The sequence below is a fragment of the Microbacterium sp. B35-30 genome (genome assembly GCF_010634855.1).
Classification (GTDB): Bacteria; Actinomycetota; Actinomycetes; order Actinomycetales; family Microbacteriaceae; genus Microbacterium.
In genome coordinates this window covers 15,147-28,414 of record NZ_MWLQ01000018.1, presented here as the reverse complement: position 1 = coordinate 28,414, position 13,268 = coordinate 15,147, and the positions used below count along the sequence as shown (strand labels likewise).

Here is a 13,268-nt window from a genome sequence, read left to right as displayed (position 1 = left end):
CTCCGGTGCGCGGTGCCGCGTCGATCACTGGCCGCCGAGGTGCAGCGCCCACGGGCTGGAGTACGCCGCCACCGACGTGACGACGCCGCTCAGCTCATCGGTCAGGAAGGTCGTGTGGTACGAGCCCGCGAGCGTCACCTGGAGCAGGTCGGGCGCGAAGATCTCCTGCGCGCCGACGTAGGCCTGGGCCGCGCCGGTGGCATCCGGCGTGGTGCGCGCGGCCTCGAGCCCCGCGGTGACCTCGGGGTTCGCGTAGCCGGTCCAGTTGAAGATGCCGCCCTGCTCGGCCGGAAGGAGGAACAGCTGCGGGTAGGCGAGCACTCCCGGGGTCTCGGTGTACCCGGTGGTCGCGACGAAGTCGATGTTCTCGCGGGGTCCGGGATCGGGCAGGAAGATCGCGGCGAAGTCCGCCGCCTGACGCTCGTCGATCTCGATCGTCAGGCCGATCTGCCCGGCGGCGCTCTGGATGATCGCCGCCGTCTGCGACAGCTCCTTGTTGCCGGCGGGGATCGCGATGCGCAGGGGCACCGAGGTGTCCTCGCCCGATTCCTCGACGAGCTTCTTCGCAGCCTCGAGGTCGACCTCCGGTGCCGCGAGGGCGTCGTAGCCCGCCTGGTACACGTCGGCCGCGGCCGAGCCCGACCACGAGAACGGTGCGACGAACGTGCTCTGGGGCTGACCCAAGCCCTTCAGCACCGTCGAGATGTACTGCTCGCGGTCGATGGCGAGGCTCAGCGCCTGACGGATCATGGGATTCGCACCGGCGCCGGTGTCACGCGTGGGGCCGAACGAGAACGACGCCGTCGACGGGCCGATGACGAGCCGGCCCGCGTCGGACGACTCGAAGGCGCTGCGGCTGGCCGGCGCGACGTTGAAGGCTCCATCGACCTCGCCCTCCAAGAGGGCGTTGGTGAGGGTCGTGCCGTCGGGGATGAACCGGTAGGTGAGCTTCTTCACCAGCGGTGCGCCGTCCCAGTAGTCCTCGTTGGCGACCGTGACGATCTCGGTTCCGGGGGTCCAGCTCTCGAGCTCGTAGGGTCCCGCGCACATCAGCTCGCCACCGGAGGTGCCGAGCGCCGGCCCCTGGGCCTCGCTCACGGCCTTGCCCAGCACCGCTCCCGCGCCGCCCGCGATGGCCTCGCGGAACGTCGAGTCCGGCGCGACGAAGTGCACGGTCACCTGGTTGTCGCCGGTGATCTCGATGCCGGCTTCCGGCGCGACGAGCACGAAGGCGCCGTAGAAGGCCGAGGTGACGTCCGAGTGATGACGCTCGAGGCTGTACACGACGTCCTCCGGCGTGACCGACGTGCCGTCCCAGAACGTCACGCCCGGGCGGATGTCGATGACGAACGTCACAGGGTCGACCCAGTCCGCCGACTCGGCGATGCCCGCCTCGACGGTGAAGCCGGGCTGCACGCGCAGCAGGCTGTCGCAGAGGTTGGGCTGGACGAAGTTGTAGTCGGCGCCCGGCACCAGCGAGCGGGGCTCGCCTTCGACGAGCGCCCAGGTGACCTCGTCGACCTCGGTCTCGCCCGCGGGCAGCGCGTCGACGAGTTCGATGGGTGCGGACGTCTCATCGCCGGTCGGCGACGTCTCGACGTCGCGGGGAGTGCATCCTGCGAGCAGCACCAGGGCTGCAGCGGCTGCGACGACCGTGGCGGCCTTGCCTCGGATTCTCATCTCGTTTCCTTTCGGGTCGGTCGAGGGAGATCACTGATCGCGGCGCCATCGCCGCGATAGCCCTCAGGGTAGTACAACACTGTTGTACATCAATGTTGCATTTGTGTTACAGGCCTGAATATGGTGGGTGTCATGCCCCGGGAGGTAGACGCCGATCAGCGGCTCGCAGACATCGCCGCCGCGACGATCCGCGTCGCGCGATCCGCCGGCTCGCACGCCGTCACGATCCGGTCGGTCGCCCGGGAGCTCGGCGGCTCGACGACGCTCGTCACGAACTACCTGCCCTCGCGCGCCGGCCTGATCATCAACGCGCTCGATCACGGGCGCGACCGCTGGCAGGCGGCGCTGGACGAGACGCTGGCCGCCGCCGCGCCCGAGGACCGCTTCACGGCCGTCATCGAGTGGTCGCTGACGACCGGCCCGGACGAGCCCGTGCTCCGCGCCCTCATCCTCGAGATCGTCGCCAACGCCGACCGCGAGCCCGATCTCCGCACGGCGCTTCACCGCGAGACCGGCGAGTTCCAGCGGCTGCTGCTCGAAGAGGCGCGCACCGCCGGCTTCGCCGACCCCGAGCACGTCGCCGGGCTCGCGTACCTTCTGGTGCGCGGGTCGTACGTCGCGAGCTCGGAGGACCCGGCGCGGTGGGACGAGCCGCAGCTGCGCCAGGTCATCCACGCGACCCTCTCGGCGCAGCCGCGGTCGGCAGCTTCCGAGCACGCGTCGGGGTCGCATCAACGCACCACGTAGACCCGGACGCACACCTGGCCGTCCTCGTCGCGCGCGAGTCCGATGAACTGGTGCTCGGCGAGCCAGCGGTGGGGCGCGGCATCCGTCTGGAACACCGGCGCGGTCCGGAAGTAGTACTCCGTCTCGGTGACGTTCTCCCCCGCCTCGACGCGCGCCATCACCTCCGCGGACGCCCGGTAGTAGCCGCGGTTGAGGATGTCGATGACCGCGCCGTCGTCGGCGCGGAGCAGATACCGCGCCTCGAGCTGGGCCGTGCCCGAGCGCTCGACCGCCCAGTCCCCGCCGCCCGGCAGCACTTCGCCGTTGAGCAGCGGGCCGGCGACGGTGCCGCCGGCGATCGGCGTGAAGCTCAGCTCCTCGTCGGCGCTGCGGCCGATGCGGAGGTAGGGGTCGATGTCGACGCGGATCTCGAACGCGAATTCCAGCACGGGTTCGTTCATGGACGGGCCTCCTCGGCTCGGGTGTCGGGCAGAACTGTCAGGTGGACCCGCAGCGGGTCCTCGCCCCCGAGCGTGACGCGCTGCCGGTTGACTGCGGTCACCACGGCGCCCCATGGCTCTTCGCCGGTGCCCGGTTGCGGCAGGAACTCGGGGAAGTCGCTCGAGTGCACGTGCAGGCGGAGGCGATGCCCCGCACGCACGCGGTAGCCCAGCTGCCCGAGGTCGATGTCGACGGGCGTCGGGCGCCCGGCATCGGTCACGTGCACCTGGCCGCGCGCGATGCGCAGCGCCGTGCCGTCGGGTGCCAGGTCGAGCAGGCGCGCGAACACGTCCATCGCCGGACCGTCGGACGACACGGATGCCGCCACCCGCACCGGCCCCGCCAGGTCGACGTCGCGGGCGAACGCGTCGGTGGTGAACGACAGCACATCGGCCCGAGCGCCCAGCGCAGCCTCGTCGGGCTGGAAGAGCAGGAAGGCGAACGCGTTCGGCACGCTGGAAGGCACGAGGTCGTCGGGATCGTGCAGCCACTCGAGCTCGGTCGAGGCATCCGGAGCATCGGGAGACAGCCCGCCGCCCGAGTGGGCGTACAGAGTGCGGGCGGCGGCCTCCCGCGGAGGCCACACGTCGGCCGCGCACATGCCGGGGGTGCCCGCCAGGTTCCAGCTGACCCGCGGGATGTCGGCGGCGCGGCCCCGGCCCCGCAGGAACACCTCGAAGAAGTCCACGGCGGGCTGCAGCATCCGTGGCAGCTCTGCACGGATCTGCTCCTCGCTGCGCTCCTCGACGCGCGCCGTCAGCGGGTCGTCGAGGTAGTACGACTCGTGGTCCATGGACTCGATGCGGAGGAAGTGGTTGAGCGCCCAGGCCGGCCGCTTCTCGATCTCGGCGACGTCGGCCCATGACAGCGGCGCGCAGTTGTCCCACCAGCCGATGGTGTGGAGTGTCGGAACCGGACGCGCGTCGAACGGACTCGCGAACGGGAACCGGGGCAGGTGGACGGCGCGCGGGTACCACTGGTCGTACGAGAGCGAGCGCGAGCCGAGCTCGGCGACCACCTCCTCCGCCTGGGCGCTGAAGGGGCGCCGTGCGGGGTCGAGCTCCCAGAAGTAGGCGTCCTGCGAGTGGAAATAGGTCAGCGGGTAGAGGTAGGTGATCGCCCACTCGACCGGCCGGCTGCGCTCCCCCGGCACCGCGCGCACGGGTTCTCCGAGCATCGTCCCCGTCACCCGCGGCGCGATCGCCTTCAGCGCCGGGTGCTGCGATGCCACCGCGGCCCACTGCGTGTAGCCGTAATAGCTGTCGCCCCACATCGCGACGCGGCCATTCGACCAGCTCTGCGACACGATCCATTCGATCGTGTCGAACCCGTCGTCCACCTCGTTCACGAACAGGAGCGCGTCACCCTCGGAGCGGAACTTGCCGCGGACATCCTGCGCGACCACGCGGTAGCCGCGGCCGGTGAAGTACTCCGCGATCAGCGGGATGAACGTGTACTCGCCGCTCTTGTCGTACGGCAGCCGGATCAGGACCGTGTCGCCGGGCGTCGCGTCGGGATCGGCCGGGGCACCCGGGAGGTACACGTCCGTCGCGAGGCGCGCGCCGTCGCGCATGCGCACCCGCTCTTCGCGGGCGGCAGGGCTGACGGGCGCGGGTCCGACGTGAACGATCTGCGGCACGGATGACTCCTCTTCGAGCGGGGTGAGAGCAACGGTAGGGATTCTGTTGTTGTTAGTCAAGTCTGACTAGACAATAAACTGTCAATCAGAGCGCACTATGGTGCGAGAGGGAGGTATCGATGGCTCGCCCGTCTGTGGCCGAGGAACGCATCCAGCAGATCGTCGACGCGACGATCCGCACGATCGCCGCGCACGGCATCACCGGAGCCAGCCTCGAGCGCATCGCCGAAGAGGCCGGAATGTCGCGGGGGCATGTGCGGCACTTCGTCGGCAATCGCGAGGAGCTGCTGCGCGAGAGCGCGCGCCGGTTCTACTACGAAGACGCCGAGGGTGACTCGATGCTCCCCCGCGGCACCGGCGATGTCAGCAGCGCCCTGGACTTCCTCTTCGGCGACGAGTTCGCCGCGCCCGGCAACGAGAACGCCGTCGTGCTCGGGTTCGTCGAGGCCGCCCGCACCGATCCGGTGCTCGCCGGTCTGCTCGTGTCGGCGTATCAGGGCACGCACCAGGCGCTGGGCGAACTGCTCGCCGCCGAGCATCCTGCCGCCGATGCCGGCGCGTGCGCATCCGTGGCGTACGGCGTCGTCGGCATCGCGCTGCACAACGTCTTCCTGAGCGACATCGCGTCGGCGGCGACCGGCACGGCGACCGCCCGCGCCGCGGCCGAGCGGCTCATCGCAACGCTCGGCTGACCCGCCCGCGAGAGTCCTCGCGCCGTTCCTGGCACACCACCCCTCCGCCAACAGGTCAACCAGGCTTCCACAGGTGGTTGAAACGACTCAACCTCCTGTGGAAGCGCGGTTGACCTGTTGAGCGACCGGTTCAACAGGCAACAGGCAGCCGTGCAGCCCAGGGTCGGAGCCGTCGCGGCCACGGGGCTGTGGACCCTCCGGATCCCGCGCCCGCCCGTGCGGCGTGTCGGCTGCGCGGCATAGTCTCGTCTCATGCGCCGGTCGCGGGAGGCGGAGTCATGAATGCGGATGCCGCGGAGCCGGGGGCATGAGCGGAGCCGGGGGCATGAGCGGAGCGGGGTCGTGAACGGCGCGGGGTCGTGAACGGCGCCGTGCCGTCGCCTGCTGCGGCCGGGCCGTGGGTGCTGCACGTGGATCTCGACCAGTTCATCGCGGCGGTCGAGGTGCTGCGTCGGCCGGAGCTCGCCGGCAAGCCCGTCATCGTCGGCGGCCGCGGCGACCCGACCGAGCGCGCGGTCGTCTCGACCGCGTCATACGAGGCGCGCGAGTTCGGGGTGGGCTCGGGCATGCCGCTGCGGATCGCGGCGAGGAAGGTGCCTGATGCCGTCATCCTGCCGGTCGACGCGCCGCTGTACCTGGCGGCATCCGAAGAGGTCATGGCGACCCTGCGCGACCAGCCCGGCGCCGTCGTGCAGGTGCTGGGGTGGGACGAGGCGTTCGTGGGCGTCGAGTCCGACGACCCCGAGACCTACGCCCGGCGCCTGCAGCAGGACGTGCTCGACCGGACTCGCTTGCACTGCTCCGTGGGCATCGGCGACACGCTCGTGCGGGCGAAGGTCGCGACGGGCTTCGGCAAGCCGCGCGGCACCTTCCGGCTGACCGCCGAGAACTGGCTCGAGGTGATGGGTGAGCGTCCGACGATCGAGCTGTGGGGCGTCGGGTCCAAGGTGTCGAAGCGGCTCGCGCTCCTCGGCATCCGCACCGTCGCCGAGCTCGCCGTCGCGGACGAGACGGCGCTGACCGGCGAGTTCGGGCCGCGGATGGGCCTCTGGTACCGGCAGCTCGGGCGCGGCGACGGCTCTGCTGTCGTCGACGACGCTCCCTGGGTCGCCCGCGGGCACAGCAAGGAGACGACGTTCCAGAGCGACATCGTCGACCCCGCCGAGATCGAGGCGGCCGCCGGCAGCCTGCTCGACCAGGTGCTGGACGAGGTGGCCGCCGACGACCGGCCCGTCGTCGGCCTCGGGCTCAAGGTGCGCTACGCGCCGTTTCTCACCAAGACCTTCACCAAGAAGATCCCCTCGACCGCCGACCGTGCCGTCGTTCGCGCCCGGACGATGGAGCTCGTCGCCAAGATCGAGCCCGGCCGCCCCATCCGCCTGCTGGGCGTGCGCGCCGAGATGGCGATGCCCGACGACGCGCGGGAAGGGCACACGCCGACCCGCGGCGGATGGTGACGCCGGGCGGCTCGGGGTCTCAGAGGCGCGGGTCGATCGCGACGCGCACATCCGCGCCCGCGGCCGCGCGGTCGAGCGCATGGTCGAGCTCCGCCAGCGGGTGCGGCCGGCCGACGAGCTGCGCGAACGGGTAGCGGTGCGCGTGCTCCTCGAGGAACGCGACGGCGCCCGCCAGATCCGCCGGATCGTAGTTGTGGACCCCGCGGACGGTCGTCAGGTTCCGGACCGTGCGCTCCGGGTCCAGCGCGTACGCGGGGCCCGGCGAGACGCTCCCGACGAGGACGACGACGCCTCCGACGCCGATCTCGTCGAGCGCCGACGAGACCGCCGCCGCCGCGCCCGACGCCTCGATCGCGATGTCGAGCTCGCGCGCACGCAGGCGTCGCAGCGCCCGGCCCAGGGCTCCTGGCTCTGCGGGGTCTATCATCGCCGCGGCGCCGAACGACCGCGCGAGCGTGCGCCGCGCCGGGTCGGGGTCGGCGACGATCACGCGAGCGCCGGCGCGCGTCGCGATCGCCGTCGCGGTGAGCCCGATGAGCCCCGCCCCGGTCACCAGCATGGTCGCGCCGTCCACGTCCACGATGTCGCCGGCGCGGTCGACCGCGGCCCACGCGGTCGCGGTCGCGCATGCGGCGGGGGCGAGCACAGCCGCGGGGATCGACTCGCCGACGCGCACGATCGTCGTGCCGGCGCGCAGGTGCACGTGCGTGGCGAAGCCGCCCGAGAGCTCCCAGCGCGCGACGAGCCGCTCGTGACCGTACTTGCGCAGCTCGCGGCACTTCTGCGGCAGGTCCCGTCGGCAGCGGTCGCAGCGCCCGCACGACGCCATGATCGACCACACCACCCGGTCACCGACGCCGATCGCCACGCCGTCGGCGCCGCGAACCTCGTCGAGCACCGCGACCACGCGGCCGACGTACTCGTGGCCGAGCACCAAGGGTGTCGGCGCCTTACGATGCCCCGACACGGTGTGCACGTCCGAGCCGCAGACGGTCGCCAGTTCGAGCTCGACGAGCACGTCGCCGTCGCCCAGCCGCACACCGGGGACCGCGATCGCCTCGTGCGGACGACCGGGCCCGAGCCACACCATGGCGGTGGCGGGCGGCGTGAGGCGCACGTCGCGCGAGGCGACCACCGGCGCCACGGCCGCCGACGCCACGTCAGGCGTCGATTCCGAGCAGGGCCGGCAGCGCCGACACGTCGTCGATCACGGCATCCGCGCCCGCGGCGGTCAGCGCGGCCCGGTCATGCGCGCCGGTGAGCACGCCGACGACGAGACCCGCACCGGCGGCACGGCCGGAGGCGACGTCGCTGGTCGTGTCGCCGACGACGACGACGGATGCCACCGACGACGCCTGCGACCGGATGACCGCCGTCAGCACGAGGTCGGGCGCGGGGCGGCCACGGCCCGCGTCGACGGGCGACAGGGCCGCGTCCACCAGCGCCCGCCAGCCCAGGCTGTCCAGGATCGCGTCACGGGTGGTCGGGGCGAAGCCGGTGGTGAGCACCACCGAAAGGCCTGTCGCCCGCAGCTGCTCGAGCGTCCGCTGCGCTCCGGCGATCGGCTCGACGCCCTCTTCGGCGATGAGGTCGGCGTAGGCGCGCTCGAAGGCCGTCGTCGCGTCGACGGCGCGAGCCGTATCGCCGCCGGCGAGGTGCGTGAAGACGTCGATCTTGGACTGGCCCATCGTGCGTCGCACGTAGTCGAGGGCCTCGGCCCACGGCATCCGTTCGGCGACGCCCGTCTCGTTCGCGGCGCGCTCGAACGCGCGCTCGACCACACCGTCGTCGCGCACCGTCGTTCCCGCCATGTCGAGCACGACGAGCTCGACGGGAACGGTGGGCAGGGAGAGCGTGATGGTCTCGGTGGCGGGGGTGGTCATGGGCGGATTCCTTCCGGGATGAGGCTGCCGGCGTCGACGCCGAGGCGGGGGGCGAGTGCGGTCTCGGCGAGGCCGAGTCCGGTGGTCATGCCGATGCCGGTGGTCGCGGCGAGCGCGAGCACGCCGGGCTCCGGTTCGGCGACGAGGAAGTCGTCGGGGCCGCTGGCGTACACGCCCTGCCACCGCTCGAGCACTGACGGCTGGGCCCCGAACAGGGCCTCGAACTCCTCGAGCAGCAGTTCGGCGGCAGCTTCGGGCTGGAAGGGCGCGATGCCCACGCCCTTGTAGTGGGTGTCACCGACGATCATCGACCCGTCGGGAAGCTGCGTGTACATCTGGTTGAGGTCGAGCGCCGCGAGGTCGGGACGCTCCGCGTGCAGGCGCTCCCGCACGACGGTCGCTTCGGGCAGCGCCCCGAATCTGCCGTACCGCACCAGCGACCAGCCGGTCAGCAGCGGAGCCGAGACGGATGCCGCTCCCCCGCGCACGCGCAGCATGTCGAGGCCGCACCGCACGACGCCCACGGCCTCGGCGAGGTCCGGAAGGAGCTGGTCGATGTCGTGGTTCACGGCGACGACGACGAGTCCGGCGTCGATGGGACCGCGGGTCGTGTGGACGCGCCCCGTCTCGACGGCACCGACGGAGGTGCGCGAGCGGAACTCGACGCCCAGCGTCTCGAGATGCGCGCGGATGGCGGCCGCCGCCGTGCGCGGGTCGGTCTGCAGATCGGGCATGACCCATGCGCCACCCACCGCCACGCCCGGGCGCACCGACGCCCGGGTCTCGAGTTCGCGGGCGTCGAGGAGCTCGATCCCGCCGGCGCCGGACGCCACTTCGAGCAGCGCGAGCTCGTCCGCGTGGCGGGCGACGACGAGGGTGCCCGACTCGCGCAGCCAGAACCCCGCGTCGCGGGCGAGGCGCAGCCACAGGGGGCGCGACGCGTCGGCGTATTCGCGGGCGAGGCCGGTCTGCGCGCCGATGCAGAGGTGCCCGAAGTTGCGCACCGTCGCACCGAGCGCCTCGGGGGCGCGCTCGATGACGACCACGCTTTGCCCGCGGCGCACCGCGGCGTACGCCGCGCCCAGCCCGACGATTCCCGCGCCGACGACGGCGACGTCGAATCCACGATTCATCGGAAGACCTTCCTCATCCACATCGCGATCCCCTCGATCACCAGTACTGTCACCAGGATCATCAGCACGATCGCGGTGACCATGCCGTAGTTCGCGCCCTGGCTCGCGTTGAGCAGGTAGTAGCCCACCCCGCCGCCGCCGACGATGCCGAGGATGGTCGCCGCACGGATGTTGGTGTCGAGCAGGTAGAAGGTGTGGCCGACGAGCGCCTGGGCGCCCTGCGGCACCGTGGCGCCGCCGTACACCTGGAGCCGCGTCGCACCGGTGGCGAATAGGGCGCGCTCGGGCCCGCGGTCGACCTCCTCGAACGAGTCGGCGATGAGCTTGCCCAGCAGGCCCACGCCGCCGACCGCGAGCGCGATCGTGCCGGCCTGCATGCCCAGGCCGGTGATCACGATGAGCACGATCGCGAGGATGATCTCGGGGATGCCGCGGATGCCGACGAGGGCGAAGCGCGCGGCGCCGCGGATGCCGCCGTTCGGCGCGACGTTGCGTGCGGCGAACGAGCCGAGCAGCAGCGAGGCACCGAGGGCGAGCAGCGTGGCGGCGAGCGCGATGGCGATCGTCTCGCGCAGGGCCTCGAACATCACCTCGGCGCCGTACACGCCGAAGGTCGGCGGCCAGAACTGGACCGCCACCGCGGGGATCTTCGCCCAGAACGTCAGGAAGTCGCCCCAGTTGATCTGGCACACCCACACGCCGGCGACCACGACGGCCGCCGCGAGCCAGCCGGCGGCGACGTTGCGCACACGCTCCGACGTCCACGGCCGGCGCAATGCCGTCTGAGGCGAGCGTGCCCACCCAGCGGCCGGTCGCGGGGCGGGACGCCGGGCCGCGGCATCCTGATCCCGCACGAGGCGCCTGCCTACGAGTCTGTCCGCCCACGAGCCGCGGTCGCCGACCCGCCCGAGCATGGCCGCGCGTACGGCGCTCGAGACGATCTCCATCACGACGCACAGCACGAAGATGACGAGCGCGATGCCGAGGCCGAGGCCGTAGTTCAGCGACTTGAACGCGTACGACATCTCGAGGCCGAGGCCGGCCACGCCCACGTAGCCGAGCACCACCGACCCGCGCAGGTTGATGTCGTTGCGGTGCAGCACCGTGGCGACCCACGACGGGAGCACCTGCGGCAGGATGCCGCCGAAGAACTCCTGCATGCGGGTGCCGCCCGCGGCGCGGATGGCGAGGCGCGGGCCCTCGTCGATCTGCTCGATCGCGTCGGCGAACATCTTGGAGATCATGCCGATCGAGTGGATGCCGATCGCGAGAATGCCGGGAAGCGCGCCGAGCGAGAACATCAGCACGAACACCATGGCGAGCACGACGTCGGGGACCGCCCGCGCGAGCACGCCGGCGAAGCGGGCCGCGGCGCGCCAGCCGTTGCCGGGCGTGGTGTTGGATGCGGCGAGGTAGGCGATCGGCACCGACAGCGCTGCGGCCAGCAGGGTACCGGTGAGCACGAGCCCCAGGGTGAGGGCGATGAGCCAGGCCAGTTCGGCGGGCTCGGGGAACGACAGCGAGCCGACGCGGGCGAAGAAGCGCTCGGCGTTGCCCCAGCTGGCGATCATGTCGGGGATCGAGATCTGCACCTCGCCCAGGGCCGCGACGGAGAGCGCGAGGAGGGCGAGCAGCGTCAGCCCGGCGGCGATGCGCTCCGGCGAGACGCGGCGCTTCGGCGCCCGGTCGAGGAGAGAGGGCGAAGGCTGCGCGAGGCGCGGCCGGTCGACGGTGGTGGTCATCACGCCGGCTCCGTGGCAGCTTCGAGGAGCAGCTCATCCTGCACCGCGCGCAGTTCCGCCGTGCTGGTCGCGACCCGCCCGTAGATCTCCATGACCTGTGTCTTGGACAGGTCGCGGGTCGGCAGGTCGAGGACGACCTGGCCGTGGCGGAGGCCGACGATCCGGTCGGCCCACGAGATCGCGAGGTCGACCTGATGCAGGCTGCACACCACCGTGAGCCCCTCGTCGGCGGCGATCTCGCGGATCAGCGCCATCACCTGGTCGCTCGACTCGGGGTCGAGCGAGGCGACGGGCTCGTCGGCCAGCAGGACGCTCGGGTTCTGCATGAGGGCGCGGGCGATCGCCACGCGCTGCTGCTGGCCACCCGACAGGGTGTCGGCGCGCTGGTAGGCCCGATCGAGCAGCCCGACGCGGTCGAGGTGCCCGAGGGCGGCCAGCCGGCGGGCCTTCGAGTACGACCACAGCCCCAGTCGCGGGCCGCGGACGCCGGCCAGCGACCCGGTCAGCACGTTCTCGAGCACCGTCAGCGACGGCACGAGCTCGAACTGCTGGAAGATGAAGCCGACGCTCGAGCGCAGGGCGCGCAGGCGCCGGCCGGAGAGGCGCGGCACGTCCTCGCCGAGCACCTCGACGGAACCGGAGGTCGGAACCTCCAGCCCGTCGAGGTGCCGCAGCAGGGTGGACTTGCCGGAGCCCGAGAGACCGAGCAGCACGACGATCTCGCCGCGGTCCACGGTGAGCGAGACGCCGTCGAGGGCGGTGGTAGCGCCGAAGCCCTTGACGACACCGTCCAGTCGGACGACCGTCTCGGATGCGGTGGTGTTCATGTCTGCTCGGTCCTCGTCAGCGTGAATCAGCGGGTGGAGGTCAGCCCTGACACTGGGTGGCGTCGGTCTTCTCGCAGATGTCGCGGATCAGGTCGTAGTACGCGTCGTCGACCGGCTTGGTCTCGAAGAAGACGCTCCGGAACCCGTCCGAGTCGGCGCTGTCGACGCCGCTGGCGATGATGTCGTCGATCGTGACCTCGGCGAGGATGCCGACCAGCTGGTCCTTCACGTCGTCCGGCAGCGTGTTGGAGTACACCAGCGGCGCACCGGGCACCATGGTCTCCTCGATGACGCGCACCTTGTCGGACTTCTCGACCTCGCTGTCCTCCGCGAAGCCGGCCTCGCACTCGACACCTTCACCGGTCTTCTGCACGCTCACGTCGTGCTTGCCCGCGAACACCGGCGTGACGTCGGTCTCGGGGTCGATGCCCTCCTCGAGGAGGTTGTACGACGGGAACAGGTAGCCCGAGGTCGACGACGGGTCGACGAAGCAGACCTTCTTGCCGGCGAAGTCGGCGAGGGACTGGATGTCGCTGGCCGTCGGCACGATCGCCTGCGAGAAGTACCCGGGCTCCTGGCCCTCTTCGGTGACGATGGACGAGATCGGGGTGAGCTCGGCGCCGTTGTTGGTCGCCGTCACGTAGGTGAAGCCCGAGAACGAGGCGACGTCGATCTTGCCGGCGATGGCCGCTTCGATGAGCGCGGCGTAATCGGTGGACTCGTGGTATTCCACGGTCTTGCCGGTCTCCTGCGCGATGTAGTCCATGAGCGGCTGGTAGTTGGTCTCGGTGTCGGCCGAGTCGGGCACGACCCCGAAGACGAGGGTCTCGGCGTCGACCGCGTAGCCGGCGGTCGTGGCGCTGTCTTCTTCAGTGGTGGCACCGGCGGTGCCGGAGCACGCGGACAGACCGAGAGCGAGGAGTGCGGCGCCGGCGAGTGCGATCGACGCGTTCTTTGCACGGAGGTTCATGACAGCCTTTCGGGTGAG

12 protein-coding genes are annotated in these 13,268 nt (G+C 71.5%); 3 read left to right on the top strand and 9 right to left on the bottom strand.

Annotation, left to right across the window (positions count from 1 at the left end; all coding sequences use genetic code 11):
* Nucleotides 1-24: 24 nt before the first annotated feature.
* The gene (locus B2K11_RS10130; protein ID WP_163618161.1) at nt 25-1,680 is read right to left on the bottom strand and encodes an ABC transporter substrate-binding protein; all 1,656 of its coding nucleotides are present in this window, start codon (nt 1,678-1,680) and stop codon (nt 25-27) included.
* A gap of 132 nt (nt 1,681-1,812) precedes the next feature.
* Between B2K11_RS10130 and B2K11_RS10125 the strand changes: the two genes are divergently transcribed.
* Nucleotides 1,813-2,427: a TetR family transcriptional regulator C-terminal domain-containing protein gene (locus B2K11_RS10125; protein WP_163618160.1), complete on the top strand. Its 615-nt coding sequence runs from the start codon at nt 1,813-1,815 to the stop codon at nt 2,425-2,427.
* Here B2K11_RS10125 and B2K11_RS10120 read toward each other — a convergent pair.
* On the bottom strand, nt 2,412-2,867 hold the full coding sequence (locus B2K11_RS10120) for a DUF3237 domain-containing protein (protein ID WP_163618159.1): 456 nt from the start codon (nt 2,865-2,867) through the stop codon (nt 2,412-2,414). The genes B2K11_RS10125 and B2K11_RS10120 overlap by 16 nt on opposite strands.
* Nucleotides 2,864-4,546 carry a CocE/NonD family hydrolase gene (locus B2K11_RS10115; protein WP_239525938.1) on the bottom strand — a complete coding sequence of 561 codons (1,683 nt, stop codon included), beginning with the start codon at nt 4,544-4,546 and terminating at the stop codon, nt 2,864-2,866. The genes B2K11_RS10120 and B2K11_RS10115 overlap by 4 nt, the downstream gene beginning before the upstream one ends.
* Nucleotides 4,547-4,665: 119 nt before the next feature.
* Here B2K11_RS10115 and B2K11_RS10110 point away from each other — a divergent pair, with 119 nt between their 5' ends.
* Both B2K11_RS10110 and B2K11_RS10105 read left to right on the top strand, forming a co-directional pair.
* Nucleotides 4,666-5,238, top strand: coding sequence for a TetR/AcrR family transcriptional regulator (locus B2K11_RS10110; RefSeq protein ID WP_163618158.1), 573 nt, complete (start codon nt 4,666-4,668; stop codon nt 5,236-5,238).
* Between the two features lie 401 nt (nt 5,239-5,639).
* Entirely contained in the window at nt 5,640-6,695 is a 1,056-nt protein-coding gene (locus B2K11_RS10105; protein ID WP_163618378.1) for a DNA polymerase IV, read from the top strand.
* Nucleotides 6,696-6,714: 19 nt separating this feature from the next.
* Here the strand turns inward: B2K11_RS10105 and B2K11_RS10100 are convergent, their stop codons facing one another.
* Genes B2K11_RS10100 through B2K11_RS10075 form a run of 6 tightly spaced genes read right to left on the bottom strand, consistent with a single transcriptional unit; the run spans nt 6,715 to nt 13,250 of the window.
* A complete protein-coding gene (locus tag B2K11_RS10100; RefSeq protein WP_239525936.1) occupies nt 6,715-7,854 on the bottom strand; it encodes an alcohol dehydrogenase catalytic domain-containing protein in 1,140 nt (379 codons plus the stop codon).
* 1 nt (nt 7,855) lies between these two features.
* Nucleotides 7,856-8,578: a phosphonatase-like hydrolase gene (locus tag B2K11_RS10095; RefSeq protein ID WP_163618157.1), complete on the bottom strand. Its 723-nt coding sequence runs from the start codon at nt 8,576-8,578 to the stop codon at nt 7,856-7,858.
* Complete coding sequence (locus tag B2K11_RS10090; RefSeq protein ID WP_163618156.1) at nt 8,575-9,711, bottom strand: TIGR03364 family FAD-dependent oxidoreductase; 1,137 nt, start codon at nt 9,709-9,711, stop codon at nt 8,575-8,577. Before B2K11_RS10090 ends, B2K11_RS10095 begins: the two co-directional genes overlap by 4 nt.
* Nucleotides 9,708-11,453 (bottom strand): ABC transporter permease subunit, encoded by a 1,746-nt coding sequence (locus tag B2K11_RS10085; protein ID WP_163618155.1) that lies wholly within the window; start codon nt 11,451-11,453, stop codon nt 9,708-9,710. The genes B2K11_RS10090 and B2K11_RS10085 overlap by 4 nt, the downstream gene beginning before the upstream one ends.
* A complete protein-coding gene (gene phnC / locus B2K11_RS10080; protein WP_163618154.1) occupies nt 11,453-12,280 on the bottom strand; it encodes a phosphonate ABC transporter ATP-binding protein in 828 nt (275 codons plus the stop codon). Before phnC ends, B2K11_RS10085 begins: the two co-directional genes overlap by 1 nt.
* 40 nt (nt 12,281-12,320) lie before the next feature.
* Nucleotides 12,321-13,250: a phosphate/phosphite/phosphonate ABC transporter substrate-binding protein gene (locus B2K11_RS10075; RefSeq protein ID WP_163618153.1), complete on the bottom strand. Its 930-nt coding sequence runs from the start codon at nt 13,248-13,250 to the stop codon at nt 12,321-12,323.
* Nucleotides 13,251-13,268 lie beyond the last annotated feature (18 nt).

Excerpts from the sequence above, each read along its gene's own strand:
- B2K11_RS10130 (WP_163618161.1), bottom strand. The coding sequence starts at position 1,680 with ATGAGAATCCGAGGCAAGGCCGCCACGGTCGTCGCAGCCGCTGCAGCC.
- B2K11_RS10125 (WP_163618160.1), top strand. The coding sequence starts at position 1,813 with ATGCCCCGGGAGGTAGACGCCGATCAGCGGCTCGCAGACATCGCCGCC.
- B2K11_RS10120 (WP_163618159.1), bottom strand. The coding sequence starts at position 2,867 with ATGAACGAACCCGTGCTGGAATTCGCGTTCGAGATCCGCGTCGACATC.
- B2K11_RS10110 (WP_163618158.1), top strand. The coding sequence starts at position 4,666 with ATGGCTCGCCCGTCTGTGGCCGAGGAACGCATCCAGCAGATCGTCGAC.
- B2K11_RS10095 (WP_163618157.1), bottom strand. The coding sequence starts at position 8,578 with ATGACCACCCCCGCCACCGAGACCATCACGCTCTCCCTGCCCACCGTT.
- B2K11_RS10090 (WP_163618156.1), bottom strand. The coding sequence starts at position 9,711 with ATGAATCGTGGATTCGACGTCGCCGTCGTCGGCGCGGGAATCGTCGGG.
- B2K11_RS10085 (WP_163618155.1), bottom strand. The coding sequence starts at position 11,453 with ATGACCACCACCGTCGACCGGCCGCGCCTCGCGCAGCCTTCGCCCTCT.
- phnC (WP_163618154.1), bottom strand. The coding sequence starts at position 12,280 with ATGAACACCACCGCATCCGAGACGGTCGTCCGACTGGACGGTGTCGTC.
- B2K11_RS10075 (WP_163618153.1), bottom strand. The coding sequence starts at position 13,250 with ATGAACCTCCGTGCAAAGAACGCGTCGATCGCACTCGCCGGCGCCGCA.